The organism is Pseudoalteromonas sp. ASV78, assembly GCF_047806705.1.
Taxonomy (GTDB): Bacteria; Pseudomonadota; Gammaproteobacteria; order Enterobacterales; family Alteromonadaceae; genus Pseudoalteromonas; species Pseudoalteromonas prydzensis_A.
In genome coordinates this window covers 316971-330579 of the sequence record NZ_JBLOPA010000002.1, presented here as the reverse complement: position 1 = coordinate 330579, position 13609 = coordinate 316971, and the positions used below count along the sequence as shown (strand labels likewise).

Annotated in this window: 12 protein-coding genes; 7 read left to right on the top strand and 5 right to left on the bottom strand. The window is 39.2% G+C overall.

Going from position 1 to position 13609, the window contains the following annotated elements; all coding sequences use genetic code 11:
- Positions 1 to 19: 19 nt before the first annotated feature.
- Positions 20 to 829: an ion transporter gene (locus ACMVDV_RS19555; protein WP_416159766.1), complete on the bottom strand. Its 810-nt coding sequence runs from the start codon at positions 827 to 829 to the stop codon at positions 20 to 22.
- A 102-nt stretch (positions 830 to 931) separates the two neighbouring features.
- Between ACMVDV_RS19555 and ACMVDV_RS19550 the strand changes: the two genes are divergently transcribed.
- The 6 genes from ACMVDV_RS19550 to ACMVDV_RS19525 all read left to right on the top strand — a co-directional run bounded on the left by ACMVDV_RS19550 (position 932) and on the right by ACMVDV_RS19525 (position 9366).
- Complete coding sequence (locus ACMVDV_RS19550) at positions 932 to 1153, top strand: hypothetical protein (RefSeq protein ID WP_304185799.1); 222 nt, start codon at positions 932 to 934, stop codon at positions 1151 to 1153.
- Positions 1146 to 1457 carry a hypothetical protein gene (locus ACMVDV_RS19545; protein ID WP_416159323.1) on the top strand — a complete coding sequence of 104 codons (312 nt, stop codon included), beginning with the start codon at positions 1146 to 1148 and terminating at the stop codon, positions 1455 to 1457. Before ACMVDV_RS19550 ends, ACMVDV_RS19545 begins: the two co-directional genes overlap by 8 nt.
- A 58-nt stretch (positions 1458 to 1515) precedes the next feature.
- Positions 1516 to 1710, top strand: coding sequence for a YwbE family protein (locus ACMVDV_RS19540; protein ID WP_416159322.1), 195 nt, complete (start codon positions 1516 to 1518; stop codon positions 1708 to 1710).
- Entirely contained in the window at positions 1707 to 2225 is a 519-nt protein-coding gene (locus ACMVDV_RS19535) for a DUF4240 domain-containing protein (RefSeq protein WP_416159321.1), read from the top strand. The genes ACMVDV_RS19540 and ACMVDV_RS19535 overlap by 4 nt, the downstream gene beginning before the upstream one ends.
- 214 nt (positions 2226 to 2439) lie before the next feature.
- Positions 2440 to 8757 (top strand): M4 family metallopeptidase, encoded by a 6318-nt coding sequence (locus tag ACMVDV_RS19530; protein ID WP_416159320.1) that lies wholly within the window; start codon positions 2440 to 2442, stop codon positions 8755 to 8757.
- A 144-nt stretch (positions 8758 to 8901) separates the two neighbouring features.
- Positions 8902 to 9366 (top strand): hypothetical protein, encoded by a 465-nt coding sequence (locus tag ACMVDV_RS19525; RefSeq protein WP_416159319.1) that lies wholly within the window; start codon positions 8902 to 8904, stop codon positions 9364 to 9366.
- On the opposite strand, the gene ACMVDV_RS19520 is transcribed toward ACMVDV_RS19525, so the two are convergent.
- The 3 genes from ACMVDV_RS19520 to ACMVDV_RS19510 form a co-directional block, all read right to left on the bottom strand.
- Positions 9363 to 10622: a Y-family DNA polymerase gene (locus tag ACMVDV_RS19520; RefSeq protein ID WP_416159318.1), complete on the bottom strand. Its 1260-nt coding sequence runs from the start codon at positions 10620 to 10622 to the stop codon at positions 9363 to 9365. The genes ACMVDV_RS19525 and ACMVDV_RS19520 overlap by 4 nt on opposite strands.
- The gene (locus tag ACMVDV_RS19515) at positions 10610 to 11023 is read right to left on the bottom strand and encodes a LexA family protein (RefSeq protein WP_304185792.1); all 414 of its coding nucleotides are present in this window, start codon (positions 11021 to 11023) and stop codon (positions 10610 to 10612) included. The genes ACMVDV_RS19520 and ACMVDV_RS19515 overlap by 13 nt, the downstream gene beginning before the upstream one ends.
- A 98-nt stretch (positions 11024 to 11121) precedes the next feature.
- Positions 11122 to 11550: a MarR family winged helix-turn-helix transcriptional regulator gene (locus ACMVDV_RS19510; protein WP_416159317.1), complete on the bottom strand. Its 429-nt coding sequence runs from the start codon at positions 11548 to 11550 to the stop codon at positions 11122 to 11124.
- A gap of 108 nt (positions 11551 to 11658) precedes the next feature.
- Here ACMVDV_RS19510 and ACMVDV_RS19505 point away from each other — a divergent pair, with 108 nt between their 5' ends.
- On the top strand, positions 11659 to 12411 hold the full coding sequence (locus ACMVDV_RS19505) for a siderophore-interacting protein (protein WP_416159316.1): 753 nt from the start codon (positions 11659 to 11661) through the stop codon (positions 12409 to 12411).
- Positions 12412 to 12553: 142 nt separating this feature from the next.
- On the opposite strand, the gene ACMVDV_RS19500 is transcribed toward ACMVDV_RS19505, so the two are convergent.
- Positions 12554 to 13609 carry a pectinesterase family protein gene (locus ACMVDV_RS19500; RefSeq protein ID WP_416159315.1) on the bottom strand — a complete coding sequence of 352 codons (1056 nt, stop codon included), beginning with the start codon at positions 13607 to 13609 and terminating at the stop codon, positions 12554 to 12556.

Genomic DNA, 13609 nt, shown 5'->3' with positions numbered 1-13609 from the left:
CTGGCCTATTTTTAGTGACTTATGAACGTTGATTTTTAATCAATTGTGTAAGCTCTGTAACTTGCGCTTTGAGCTCATTAATTTGCCCTTGGGTTGCGGGCAGAGAATCAATATCAGCTTGCTCTTCTCGGGCATTACGATGCTCTTCTGACATCACTTCAAGAATTGCGCCTACCATCATGTTTAAAAACACAAACGCTGTTAAGAATATAAATGTAAGATAGTAAATCCAGCTAAGTTTATAGACCGCCATGGTCTCGTACATGATATCGGTCCAATCTTCAAAGGTTGCAATCCTAAACAAAGTCAGCATTGAGATTGATACATCACCCCATAGAAATGGGTTTATATCAGCAAATAACATGCTGCCAGTTGCGGCATAAATATAGAAAATAACAAACATTAACAGCGCAATGTAGCCCATTTGCGGTATGGCTTTTAATAATGAATTAACCAGTAAACGTAGTTCTGGCACCATAGAGACTAACCGTAGTACACGGAATATTCGCAGTAAACGGGCTATAAAAATGCTTGAACCTGCAGCAGGATATAAACTGCCAATGACGATTATAAAGTCAAAAATATTCCAGCCTTTGCTAAAAAAGTCTTTGATACCTTTGCTCGCCACATAGCGGATAATGAGTTCTATTAAGAAAAATACCGTGATGCCAATGTCCATCCAGTGTAAAGCAAGTTCAGCAGTGGGGTGTAACGAATAAGTATGCGCACCAACGGTGAGCGCTGATACCACAATAACGGCGATAACAAATGATTGAAATAGTTTACTTTTATCGATACGCTGGAACAGCTCTTGTAACTGCGACAACATCATAATAAGCCCTTAACGGTTAGTGATATAAAACGTCTGCAATATACAGTAAAATCGCCGTGGATGAATTACTTTTCCAGTTAAAAATGTAAGGAATTTTTAATGCTTTTTAATAAGCTAAAATATGTAATGAGCATTGTGCTGGTACTGTTTTTAACCGCCTGTAGTTCAGATTCGCGCTATCACGAAATCCAAGCTGCGCGGCTTGGGGAATGTAGTTATATGGCAGATAAAGAGTACCATGAGTGCGTAAAACGCCAACAAGATAGCTACGACGAATTTAAAAAACAACGCGAAGCAGAGCAAACAACCGATAATGACTAAAACACAAAAACAATTTGATAAAGTATTACGTACGACTTTAACGCGTGCCTGTGAATGTATTAAAGATGAAGTAACAGAGTTTAGTTGGTTAACTCATGATATAGATATAAAAAAACCAGCTACGTCACTTAAAATTAGCTGTTTCTTTAAAGATCAGTTGGCACTTGAACAAGCAACGAAAAATCAAGATACACTATTAATCAAACATATACTTAGCAAGGAACTTGCGAGCATTGATTTAACAGTTAAAGAGTTCATTTTTACCGCAATTGAGCACGAAAACATCATCATCACTGTACTTTAAGTTTGGTATCAGTGATACATGTAGCTATAATTCAATAAAATAGCAAAAGAGGTGTATTATGGCTGTTCCTACTCGTTCACAAATTTCTCCAGGTACTGAAGTCAACATAGTTTTAAAACAACACCAACGCAGTGGCACGCTTACCAACGGTATTGTTTCACGGTTGCTGACCAAGTCAGCAAATCATCCCCATGGTATTAAAGTGCAATTAGAAGATGGCCAAGTTGGTCGTGTGAAAGAGATCCTGTCATGAGTGTGCTTTCGTCTAGCGAGTTTTGGCAATTAGTTACCGTTCCCGATAAAACCGCCGAGCCAGAGTCGGTAAGTGAACGGTTAAAAACGCTACTGAGCGATTTGACAGATGAGCAGCTTATTGAATTTGATAAACAATTTAGCCTTTGTATGCGTCAAAGCTATACTTGGGAGTTATTTGGCGCTGCGTTTGTAATGGCTGGTTGCAACGACGATTATGGCTTCTCTGAATTTCGTTGTTGGTTGATTTCTCGTGGTGAAACGACCTTTAATGCCGCCCTTGAAAATGCCGATTCATTAGCCCAGTGCACTCCTGTCTATCATTTAAATGAGCAGCCTTATCCGTACTTAGATGAATACGATTTAATAGCTGGTTTACTGTACGAAGAACGTAACGAAGACGAGTTGCCTTTTGTTCCTTCCGGGCTTGAACAGCCAAAGGGTAAACGCTTCAAAGATAAACCTAAGTTTTTAAAGCAGGCTTACCCGCAACTTTTTGCTAAGTATTGGCAGTAATGTAAAAGTATTCCTACGTATCTATTTCTTTTGGGTTGTCATAAATCAACCCTATTTTCCTAGAATGTTATTGACTTCATAAACTTTAGTCCTTTTATTCTTTTTGATGTATTTGTTTTGGGTCTAAAGTAGTTACTCCACGCTAATATTTATGTTACATTCCTTTGGTTTTTATGAACGCAAACTGAATAATAATATACGACATAGGAATGTTATGTATAAATCACTTTCTTCGGGTTTAATTGCATTTTGCTTATTAAGCTCGTTTAATTCTCACGCTGCGACTTCGCAGCGAGTAACTAAATCGTCTTCCCTCGAAATTAAAGCTCTGTTAGAACAAAATACAGTTGCAAAAGCGATGGCATCCAGCGACTCATATTTTATAGAATTAGAGTCACCTCATTTTACTAAATCTAAACAAGTTGTTTCATCGGTACAAAATTCAACTAAAAAGATGCAACAATACTTAGCTGGAGTGCCTATTTGGGGGCAGCAAATTCGGGTTAAGAAAAATAATCAACATATAAGTGGTTTTTTTGCTAAAGATATTAATTTTGAGGCACTAAAACAAACTGCCAGCACAGAGTTTGATGATTCAATAGCTATCAATGCGCTATTAAAAGGTGCGAAATTAGACTCTATATCAAATCAACAGCTTATTTCTAATGAACGCTATATTTTTATTGAAAATGGCCAATCATATTATGTTCGATTAATAGAGCTTAAAGTACTTAATAATGGCTTTGAGCAGCGGCCGATAGCTTTAATTGGTGAAACAAATTATCGAATTTTTAAACAGTGGAATAATATTCAAAACGCACATGCTACGGGACCTGGTGGTAATGTAAAAACGGGACTTTATGAATATGGTAGTGATTTCCCCGCTCTTGATGTTACTCAGGGTGGTGACGTGTGCTTTTTAGAAAACGAAAAAGTAAAAACAGTCTCTATGGAGTCAGGTTTCGAGCCATCCGAAGCTTTTTCATTTGCATGCGACCGTAATACACATAAAGAGATCAATGGTGCTTACTCGCCACTCAATGACGCGCATGCCTTCGGTACTGCCGTTTTCGATATGTATCAACAGTGGTATGACACTGCACCATTAACTTTTCAATTGTTGATGCGTGTTCATTATGGTGAAAATTGGGATAATGCTACATGGAATGGTGAAGCCATGACCTTTGGTGATGGATCTGACTTATATCACCCTTTAGTATCTCTAGATATTGTTTCCCATGAAGTAAGCCATGGTTTTACTAGTCAAAACTCTGATCTTTTTTATTACGATCAGTCTGGTGGTATTAATGAGTCGTTTTCTGATATGGCTGGTGAAGCCGCTGAATACTTCTTACGGGGACAAACTGATTGGCTTTCTGGTGCTGACATTTCAATAGAGATCCCTGCATTACGCTATTTTGAAACCCCTTCTCTTGATGGCTATTCGATAGGTAGAGCCAGTGATTTTTATTATGGCATGGATGTTCATCATAGCAGTGGCGTTTTTAACCGAGCATTTTTTTTACTCTCTAACACTGAAGGTTGGAACCCGCGTAAAGCATTTGAAATAATGCTCAGAGCAAACCAAAATTACTGGGTGAACTCGACTGATTTCGTTGATGGTGCTTGTGGTGCAATCAATGCTGCAATTGACTTATCTTATAGCGCTATTGATGTAATTCATACATTTCAAAATGTTGAAATAAGTTGCGATAACATTCAGTTTATTGATGCGGACTTAGATTCAATGGACGATAATTGGGAGCTTTTATATGGTTTGAACCCTAATTCAGCTGATGATGCTCTCCTTGATTTAGACCAGGATGGTTTATCAAATCTTGAAGAATATCTTGCAAATACGTTGCCTAATGCTCAGGACTCGGATGCTGATAATTTATCCGATTACGATGAGTTAAACGTTCATTTAACTGACCCACTTATCGCCGATTCAGATTCAGATAAAATGCCTGATGGATGGGAAGTGTCTTTTGAGCTAAATCCACTTGATTCATCTGACGCGCAGTTAGATTTAGATAATGACACTTGGACTAATCTTGTTGAGTTTTTTGGTGATAGTGATCCATCAGATTCTAACTCTACACCGAGTGTTCTTGAAGAAGCCGTGTTTAATTTTGACGATGGTCAATTACCTAGTGAATTTATCTCCTCAAATTCCATCACGCCTTGGCAAGTAAAAGAAGTTGGTGACTCTCAAGGTTTTGCACTTACGAATAACGATATTGATGACTCGTATCAAACCAGTGTTGAATTTAACTTTTTAACGGCTGAACAACGCTTTGTAAGCTTTAACTACATGCTTAGAACTGAGGCTGGGTATGACTTTTTAAACGTTTATTTGAATGATGAGGTTATTGTTCAAGAATCAGGACATATCGATTGGAAAGCAATATCAGTACCTGTTTCTGCTGGTTTTAACACCTTGAAATTTACTTATGTTAAAGATATCTCTGTTTCAACCGAAGAAGATGCTGTTTTTATTGATAATGTATATATTGGTAGTGACTTTTTAGACTCAGATGAAGATGGTATTGCTGACTCATGGGAATTAATACATGAACTTGATATTTATAGCAGTGAAGATGCAGCTTTAGATTTTGATGGGGATGGGTTATCAAACCTTCTTGAGTTTTTAAATAATGGCCTTCCTAATAACTCAGATACAGATGGCGACACAATGCCAGATGGTTGGGAATATGATAATGCTCTGCACCTTGATGATGCTTCAGATGCAACTCAAGATCCAGATGATGATGGTTTTGATAATTTATCAGAATATTTTTCAGGCACTGATCCTCAACTTGCAAGCTCTTTTCCTGAACTTTTAAATATTACATCTTCGTTTGAATCACCCACTTTGCCTGTTTGGTTAAATCAGGTGGAAGGTTCAACAGCTCCTTGGTTTATTACTAATGACTATACAACGGATGGACTGCAGAGTATTCGAGCTGGTGATATAGATGACTCTCAATTTAGTAGCTTTGATGTTGCAGGTTTATTTGCAAAGGGTATTTTACTGTTCGACTATAAGGTAGAGTCTGAGTCATGTTGTGATCATTTATATGTATTTATTGATGGCGTGAACGTTTTTAACAGCCAAAATCAAGATTCCTCTTCGTTTACAACAGTCATTATTGATGTTCCTAGTGGCCTTCATCGATTAGAGTTTAAATACCAAAAGGATGTTTCATCTTCACGTGGAGAAGATACTGTTTGGCTTGATAATTTTGTATATTATTCTGAAAGTGACCTAACAGATACCGATCAAGATCAACTTCCAGATTATTGGGAATTAAAATACGGGCTTGATCGTTTAGACCCCACAGATGCACTGTCTGACCATGACTTTGATGGTTTGTCAGCGCTTGAAGAGTTTAATTTAGGTACAAACCCTACATCGGGTGATTCTGATAACGATGAAATGTCAGATGCTTACGAAGTTACTCAAAACTTGTCACCGCTTGATGCAGATGATGCGACCTCTGATTTTGATAACGACAGTTTCACTAACATCCAAGAGTTTTATGCACAAAGTAGTGCTAGTGACTCAACATCGACACCTCAACGCTTTGAGCTGCTAAATGAAAGTTTTGAAGAGGGAAGGTTACCGAATCACTTTACTAAGCTTGCTTTAAATATAGGAACCTGGGAAAGAAATACAGATTGGTTCACTGATGGCAATGCGAGTTTAATCCTAGCTCAGAATGATGTCACTGGTGTTTCAGGTTTTGCTATTGCGGGGATTTTTTCTTCGGGTTTTATTACCTTTGACTATCAAACTAATTATAGCCACCTTTTAGAAGTTAGTGTGAACGGCAGTGTCATTGAATCAGAACACTCTACATCACGTTTATTATTACCTGTTGATGATGGATATAATATTGTAAAAGTTAAATTTGAAAAGACTTCACAGAACTATCAGAGGGTATCATTTGATAACTTTAAATGGTTTACGGAACTTGATACTAGCGCGGACTCTGACGAGGATGGTATTCCTGATTATTGGGAATATGAAAATGACCTTAATGTACTCGTGCCATATGATGCCACCATTGACATTGACTATGATGGCTTATCTAATTTAGAAGAGTTTAACCTTCAAACTAACCCTCGAGCCAGAGACAGTGATTCTGACGGTGTATATGATAGCGAAGATAGCCACCCAGATAATGCAAGCTTAGGTGAAAATCAAGCCCCCGTTTTTGGTAACCTTGAACCTATTACAATTGAAGCCACATCTGAAAATACCTATGTACCAAATGTCTTTTTGCCTGAGGTGACTGATAATGGGCGCTTAGAGCCGGATGTGTATATGCAAAATGGATCGGCATTTCCTTTAGGTGAGCATCAAATAAGCTGGGTAGCGCGCGATTTTGTTGGTAATGAAACAACAGCGATTCAAACAGTAACGATTGTTGATACTACACCACCAGCGATCCGAGAGGGGTATTCTGTTTCTTTTTATGGCAATACCTTAGTAGGGCTTAAAGATGCTATTACAAATAGCTATGTAATTGATGAGGCTGCATCAGGTATTAGCTCGTTAGAAATTGACAGTAGCTTTATGTTCAGAACAGGCAATGTACAAGTTCCTGTTACGGTGACTGATGGTGCGGGCAATAGCGCAACCGGTAATTTAATTGCTAGTATTTACCCTGAGGTGAGTATTCAACCGTATACCCAAGTGTATCAAAGTGGTAAAATAGTTGTTGATTTGTTCATCCATGGTGAAAGTCCTTCAACTTATACTAGCTTTTCTTTGAATATGAATAATCGAAACTATTACTTTTCGACATATTTGTATGGCCCCATCAAAGTTGAGTTAGAACGTCCTTCGTCTCAAAACCCTGCAGTTATTACGCTTAATGGCAGAAGTCATGTCTTTGTTGATAAGAACGACACCAGCACGTTGGTATATTTGGAAGAAGAGGCTTCTCCTTCGTTAACAATAGACTTGCGTCAAAATGGTAAAATAATCAATAAAACAGTGCAGCGCTCATTAAATAACTTCTCTGCAGAAATTAAAGTTTTAGGGTTACCTATATCAAATTCTCAATACGACCTTGAATTAGAGGTATCTCCAAATACTGCGTTTACTCAATACCTTTCGAGTGAGTCTGGTTGGGCTGTTAATTTTGATCCAAGTACACTTGATGGTGACTTTTTTGAACTGTCAATGACAGGTAAAGTTGATAATGAAGTTGTGGTATCTAAAGTTATTAAGTTACAAGTTATAGACGATGTTACATTTGATGATCGTGAGGCTGATACTGATGGTGATGGTATACCTGATTTTGAAGAAGGTGTGGGTGATGGTGACAAAGATGGTATTGCTGATTACCTAGATAACTCTGCATTTACTCACTCTGCTATATTGGCATCGGGAGATTTTGTACAGAGTGTTGATCAATTCAATCATTTATCTGTAGGTACAATTAAGGAAAGTTCAGCAGACGATGTAATTGCAGATATGTCTATAGATGAGCAGAGCTTAGCTGAACACTTTACTGAGCTAGATATAGTTGAACCACATTTTCAAGCTAAGAGTGATTTGGTTAATTTAAATATCACCCTTGCAAATATGGCAAACAGTGCTGAAATTGCGATACCACAGCGTGTTAATTCGCTACTAAGTTCACACCTACAAATCCGTGTATTATCAAATACGGGATGGAAATCTGTGCCTGCACTTTCTGGTAATGTGTATGAACGAGCGTGCCCGGGTTGTGCAACGTTTGCTATTGTTGATGGCAGTGAATTTGATTTAGACGGCAAAGTGAATGGCTTGATTGAAGTGGTTGCAAAACTAGCGGAACAAAGCCTCAACAAAGCACCGATATTAAATGCTACAATCCCTGAAAGTGTTGAAGAGTTAACTGAAGTTGTGCTTGATGCGACAAACACTGTTGACCCTGATGGTGATAATTTAACATTTGAGTGGCATGTTGAGCATCCACAAATATCAATAAGCAAAACAGACACAGATGGCAAAGTATTGCTCAATGTTGGTGAGCTAACCGAATCTGTGGTGGGGATTGTTAATCTAACCATTTTTGATGGCTATGAGCAATTTTCTCATGATTATAAAATTGATTTTTTACACATTAACCAACTTCCAAGTGTTGAGCTAAACAATTCAACTCTAGTTGTCGATGAAGCAACTGAAGTGGTTGTTACAGCTACGGCATCAGATAAAGAGTCAGCGGCACTTACTTATACTTGGATACAAACAAAAGGTATAGAAGTAATACTTGATGGTGTAAATACAAATACGCTTAAGTTTACCGCGCCAGATGTGAGCCAGCCTAGTGAACTTGCTTTTAAAGTTGTGGTTTCTGATGGTGAAGCTGATGTTGAGAAGGCTATTACTGTAACGGTTAAGGATGTACCAAAGGTCGTCGTTGAACCTAATACTGTTGATAGTAAGAAAAGTGGTGGTTCATTAGCTTTCATGCTTCTGGTGTTATTAACATGTGTATTTTATAGAAGGGTTAGAGAATTTAATTACTCTTAACTATTTAAAAGTACCAAGTAAAATAATCAAAATCCCTTGATGTTTATCAAGGGATTTTTTTATCTTAAATATTATAGCGATGATCTTAGAAAGCACATGCTTGAGTGTGCTATGCTCTTTATATTCCTAAAAGTAGGTTTTTTAATGCATTACTATAAAATTTTACTATGGGTAAGCAGTCTTTTAGTAAGCAATATATTATGCGCTAAAACTGAGTTACCCAGTAATAAGAGTCAGTTTATTAATTTATTCAACACTAAGGTTGGCAGTTATCAATTAGTATCTGGTGACGCTAAAATGTGTGCTAGTGGAGCGTTAGCATTGCTTGATGAAAATGAGCCTGATCTTGGCTTTAAGCTCGGCGATGAAATCATTTTTAACAACTTACACCATGGCACACAAACCAATAAAGTCGCTAACTTTTGTTTAGTCACTACTAAGTATAAATACACCACGCAAAGTATTACCATGTCACTACGCCATACTCGCTGTGAGAATGAGGTAGATAATTTAGATACCAGCCAAACGCTGCGCTTTATCTCACCAACGACTCTTACATACAGTGTCGAAAACAGCGATGTCCTTTGTCAGTTTGAATTACAACGCTAACAACAGCTTATTTTTGGCAAGTGTTGCCAGCGGGTTGTATAGTGGGGCGATAAAAAAGTGCGCTTCATATGCCATTGGTTAGTTTGTTGCTGACTTGCAAGCGTTAAGCTATCTGCACCGTAACGTTTGTTGACTGCATCTAAACAGGCCATCAAGTTAATATTATCTGTTTTTTGAGTAAATAAATCTTGTTGCTGAAACTGCGCAGTGCTTATCTCTAATGTCCCTACACCACATTTATAATAAGGTACGCCTACTTGATACAGTTGCTCGAAAATAGCCGTTACTGCATTAGCAAAGGTAGTACTGTCGGCACTCGCGTGAGGGAGTTCATAAATAAGCGATTTTTTTGTGTAGTGTTGCTCATGGGGTGAGCTGGCAATAAACAGCAGCAATCGCTTAGTGACTGAGTGTTGGGCGCGTAGCTTACGTGCAACAATCATGGCATGACTCACTAACGCTGTTTTTAAAGCAATAGGGCAGCTTAACCTAGTTGCAAAACTGCGGGTTGAAAATATCTCGCGTTTATTTTGCTGTACGTCATGCCAATTTAAGGTTGGGCGGCCGTTTAACTCATCCACTGTACGGGCAAGCATGATGCTAAATAAGCGTTTCATGCGAGGTGGGGATTGCTGAGCTAAATCAAGCGCACTGTTAATATTAAGTAGTTTTAACTTTTTAGTTAAGCGTCTGCCAACGCCCCAAACATCACCCACATCCATAGCGGCTAAAATATGTTGTCGTGCTTGCTCACTATCAATCACTGCAACCCCATTAAAACCGTTGAGTTTCTTTGCTGCATGATTAGCCGCTTTGGCAAGGGTTGGCGTTGGACCAAAGCCAACCCCAACGGGCAGCTTTGTCTCGCGCCAAACGGTACGGCGAATTAACTGACCATATTGATGCCAGTCATTAATGAGTGGGGTAAAGCCGTTAAAGTGCAAAAACGCTTCATCAATCGAGTACACAAACTGATTATCACAAAAGCGACTGATTATATTCATCATCTTATCGCTTAAGTCGGCATACAGCTCATAATTCGATGAGCGAATAACTACATTGTGTTTGGCTAATAAATGTTTAACTTTAAAGTAAGGCTGAAACTTAGGAATATTTAGCCGCCGTGCAATAGGGCACACGGCACATATACAGCCATCATTGTTAGTCAGTACGACAACAGGCTTAGTACGCAGTGCAGGATCAAATACTTTCTCGGCGCTGGCATAAAATGCCACTGCATCGACTAAGGCATACATTGGTATAACTCAGGGCTTGTGCGGTGTAGCCGGATAGAACGTGTCACCACACCTTCTAATTGGAATTCATCTTCTTGGCTCAATTGCACCGGGCCGTATAATGGCGACGCCGACAGTAACCGAGCATTGGTTTTATCAAGTAATTTGCACACAAATAAACCATTTAAATTAGCCACGATCACATCATTATTTTTGGCTTCCTCAGCGCGGTCAACCAAGAGTAAGTCACCATCAAAAATCCCCACGCCTTGCATTGACTCACCAGAGGCGATACCGATAAAGGTTGCATCAGGGTGTTTAATCAATAATTGATCGAGGGATAACCCCAGCTCTTGGTATTGCGCGGCAGGAGATTCAAAGCCACAAATACCCGCTTCGATATAAATAGGAATAACAAGCATATATAAAAACACACTATGCTGTACGTTTGTACAGTATAGTGCTTAGCACGTTAAAATGCCAAGAGTTAGATTAGTGTCGCCAGCGCATATTACCGATGTTATTCATTTTTTATATTGTTGATCATAGTGTTAGCGACCATTAAAAAATTATCAATTTGTGCTTGGTCAAGCCCTTGGCAGAGTAAGCTATCAACGCGCTGCTCGGCTTGTTGAAGGGTTTGATAAAGTGTTTGCCCACGCTGGGTAAATGACAAAATAAAACAGCGTTTATCATTTTCATCCGCACACTTGGTGATCAAGGATAAAGACAGCAACTCTTTAATTAAGCGTGCTATTTGTGCTTTATCACGCTGTGTTTCATTGACGATGTCATTGGCTGTGCAGTCCCTAGTATCGGCAATGATATGCAGGCACTTAACATGCAATGCATTTAATCCTAATTCGCTGGCATTGATAGCGTCTCTTACAATCAGCCGATAGCTTTGTGTCAGTGCAAAGAGAGTTGAAGCTAAATTTTGTTGTGGCATATTCCACCTAGTTAGTTGACAAAGTCAATTAATTCTTTATAGTTGACTTTATCAACTAATGGGGCGTTGTGCAATTAAACAATGAATTAACCGTGTGAGGAGACAAACATGACGAGAAGAGTACGCCGTGCAACCGTGATCAGCACAACAGATATTGCCCCGCATTTAAAGCGTTTGGTCGTTGGAGGTGATGAGTTTTATGATTTTCCAGTGGATCAACTCGGTGCCTATGTAAAAGTATTACTTCCGCATTATGGTCAAGAAGAGGTTGAAATTGACCTTAAAGCAGCTAACCCAGCACCTAAACGCTCATATACAATTAGGGCGATTGATCCTGTTAAGCATACAATTACCCTTGATTTTGTGGTTAATCAACATCGCGGTATAGCCACTGACTGGGCAAAACAGGCCAAACTCGGTGATAAATTGGCTATTGCAGGACCAGGCCCTAAAAAACTGGATGATTTTAGTCAGTCGCAATATTTAATGATTGCAGATCTAACCTCTGTCAACGCAATTAACGGCTATTTGCAGCAACTACCGGCAAGTGCCAATGTTGATGTGTTTATACATATTGCTGACTCGCAAGATATCATCACACTTGATACGATAGAGGCACATACTAACCATCGCATTAACTGGCTAGTTACCACCGAGCCGCAAACAGAGTTGCTGGAGCAGATCACGCACTGTTTAGAGCAGTACACCGATACGCCAATCATTTTTATGGGGCTTGAAGCTGCACTTGTGCGCACAATTCAAAATCTTGCCAAAGAGCAGTTTGCTGTCCCTAGTGCAAGAATCGTGTGTTCAGCGTATTGGAAGCGTGGCATCGACGCTGATGGCAAAGCGGCGCCTTAGTGGCAAGTTAGTGGTGTGGTAAATTCGAGTGCATACCCATGAGAGGAAGTCTACTTAAATAAAATAAGCGTCTCACAGCAGTTATTTTAAAAAAGTAGGCTTAGGTATGCACTCAGGTTCGATTGCGAGGCATTACTGATGTTTATAACGTAAATGGCTCGCTTTTAAATTGTTGATTTTGTATTTCTTGTTGTAGTTCACTAAGCACCTTACTAGGCTGCCAGTTGTTTTTAAATACCCATTGCTCTAATGATGGTTCAGTAAACTGCGTGTGTTGAGCTTGGGTTATATTGGTTGCTAACCAAGGAAAATCCATTGGGCTCTGATTGGCATAAAAGTAGTAACGATCACCATAATAGTTGTTACGATTGCGTGAAGCGTCCTTATAGGTTTTCTTAAAAATGGCTTTATCGGCCAAATTTTTTGAAAATTGATTATTAAATAAATAAAACTGCGCATCATAGTGATGGCGGCCAAGCCAGAAGTTTTTCACCCCGTCAAAGGTACTGTTGGCAACGACGAGTTTTTGCTCTGGATCACGCTCACCATCATGCCACAAGGTTGCCGTTTGTTTCAGATTGAAAAATGTTGAGTGTTCGATAAGCGCCGTACCACGCGGGCACACCATATCCGTTGCCCCAGTAAATGAGCAATAAGAATGGTAATAAAGGCCATTGTCTTTATTCCATAAACTTAATGTATCAGCACCATCGGCGCTAATATCACACTGATGCAAGATGATCCGTGTGGCATTTTCAAAGCCGCGAATAGCGAATTGATGGTCATGGGTGTTATGTAAGCGACCATAATTGTTGGTCACTGTTAGATTAACAATATTGATGTCACTGCCAGCAATATTGATCACCGCAGCGCCCCAATCACTATCGTGTTGCTCCCGCCAGTTGTTACGAAGCTGCGCATATTCGATACGCGTATCGCTAAGCGAACTGCCGACTAAACTGAGGTTATTACGGGTGATGTACAGTTTTTCTTGATATAACCCAGGGCCAATTAAGATAATCGCCGATTTAAACTGGCTACTGGCATCAATCGCGGCTTGAATGGTTTTAAAAGCGCTTGGCCGTGTTTTATCAACATACAATACCTTACTTGGCTCGCTACCAATTGGCGGCGTTGCCGCCTGCAAGCCAAAGTAGGTAATCAATAAACAAAAATATAATAAAAAGCGTTTTTTCAT

What these genes read in the sequence shown, in the direction of transcription:
- ACMVDV_RS19515 (WP_304185792.1), bottom strand. Translation starts at nt 11,023, where the DNA reads ATGCTTGTTATTCCTATTTATATCGAAGCGGGTATTTGTGGCTTTGAA.
- ACMVDV_RS19500 (WP_416159315.1), bottom strand. Translation starts at nt 13,609, where the DNA reads ATGAAAAAACGCTTTTTATTATATTTTTGTTTATTGATTACCTACTTT.
- ACMVDV_RS19545 (WP_416159323.1), top strand. Translation starts at nt 1,146, where the DNA reads ATGACTAAAACACAAAAACAATTTGATAAAGTATTACGTACGACTTTA.
- ACMVDV_RS19540 (WP_416159322.1), top strand. Translation starts at nt 1,516, where the DNA reads ATGGCTGTTCCTACTCGTTCACAAATTTCTCCAGGTACTGAAGTCAAC.
- ACMVDV_RS19505 (WP_416159316.1), top strand. Translation starts at nt 11,659, where the DNA reads ATGACGAGAAGAGTACGCCGTGCAACCGTGATCAGCACAACAGATATT.
- ACMVDV_RS19550 (WP_304185799.1), top strand. Translation starts at nt 932, where the DNA reads ATGCTTTTTAATAAGCTAAAATATGTAATGAGCATTGTGCTGGTACTG.
- ACMVDV_RS19510 (WP_416159317.1), bottom strand. Translation starts at nt 11,550, where the DNA reads ATGCCACAACAAAATTTAGCTTCAACTCTCTTTGCACTGACACAAAGC.
- ACMVDV_RS19525 (WP_416159319.1), top strand. Translation starts at nt 8,902, where the DNA reads ATGCATTACTATAAAATTTTACTATGGGTAAGCAGTCTTTTAGTAAGC.
- ACMVDV_RS19535 (WP_416159321.1), top strand. Translation starts at nt 1,707, where the DNA reads ATGAGTGTGCTTTCGTCTAGCGAGTTTTGGCAATTAGTTACCGTTCCC.
- ACMVDV_RS19520 (WP_416159318.1), bottom strand. Translation starts at nt 10,622, where the DNA reads ATGTATGCCTTAGTCGATGCAGTGGCATTTTATGCCAGCGCCGAGAAA.
- ACMVDV_RS19555 (WP_416159766.1), bottom strand. Translation starts at nt 829, where the DNA reads ATGTTGTCGCAGTTACAAGAGCTGTTCCAGCGTATCGATAAAAGTAAA.
- ACMVDV_RS19530 (WP_416159320.1), top strand. Translation starts at nt 2,440, where the DNA reads ATGTATAAATCACTTTCTTCGGGTTTAATTGCATTTTGCTTATTAAGC.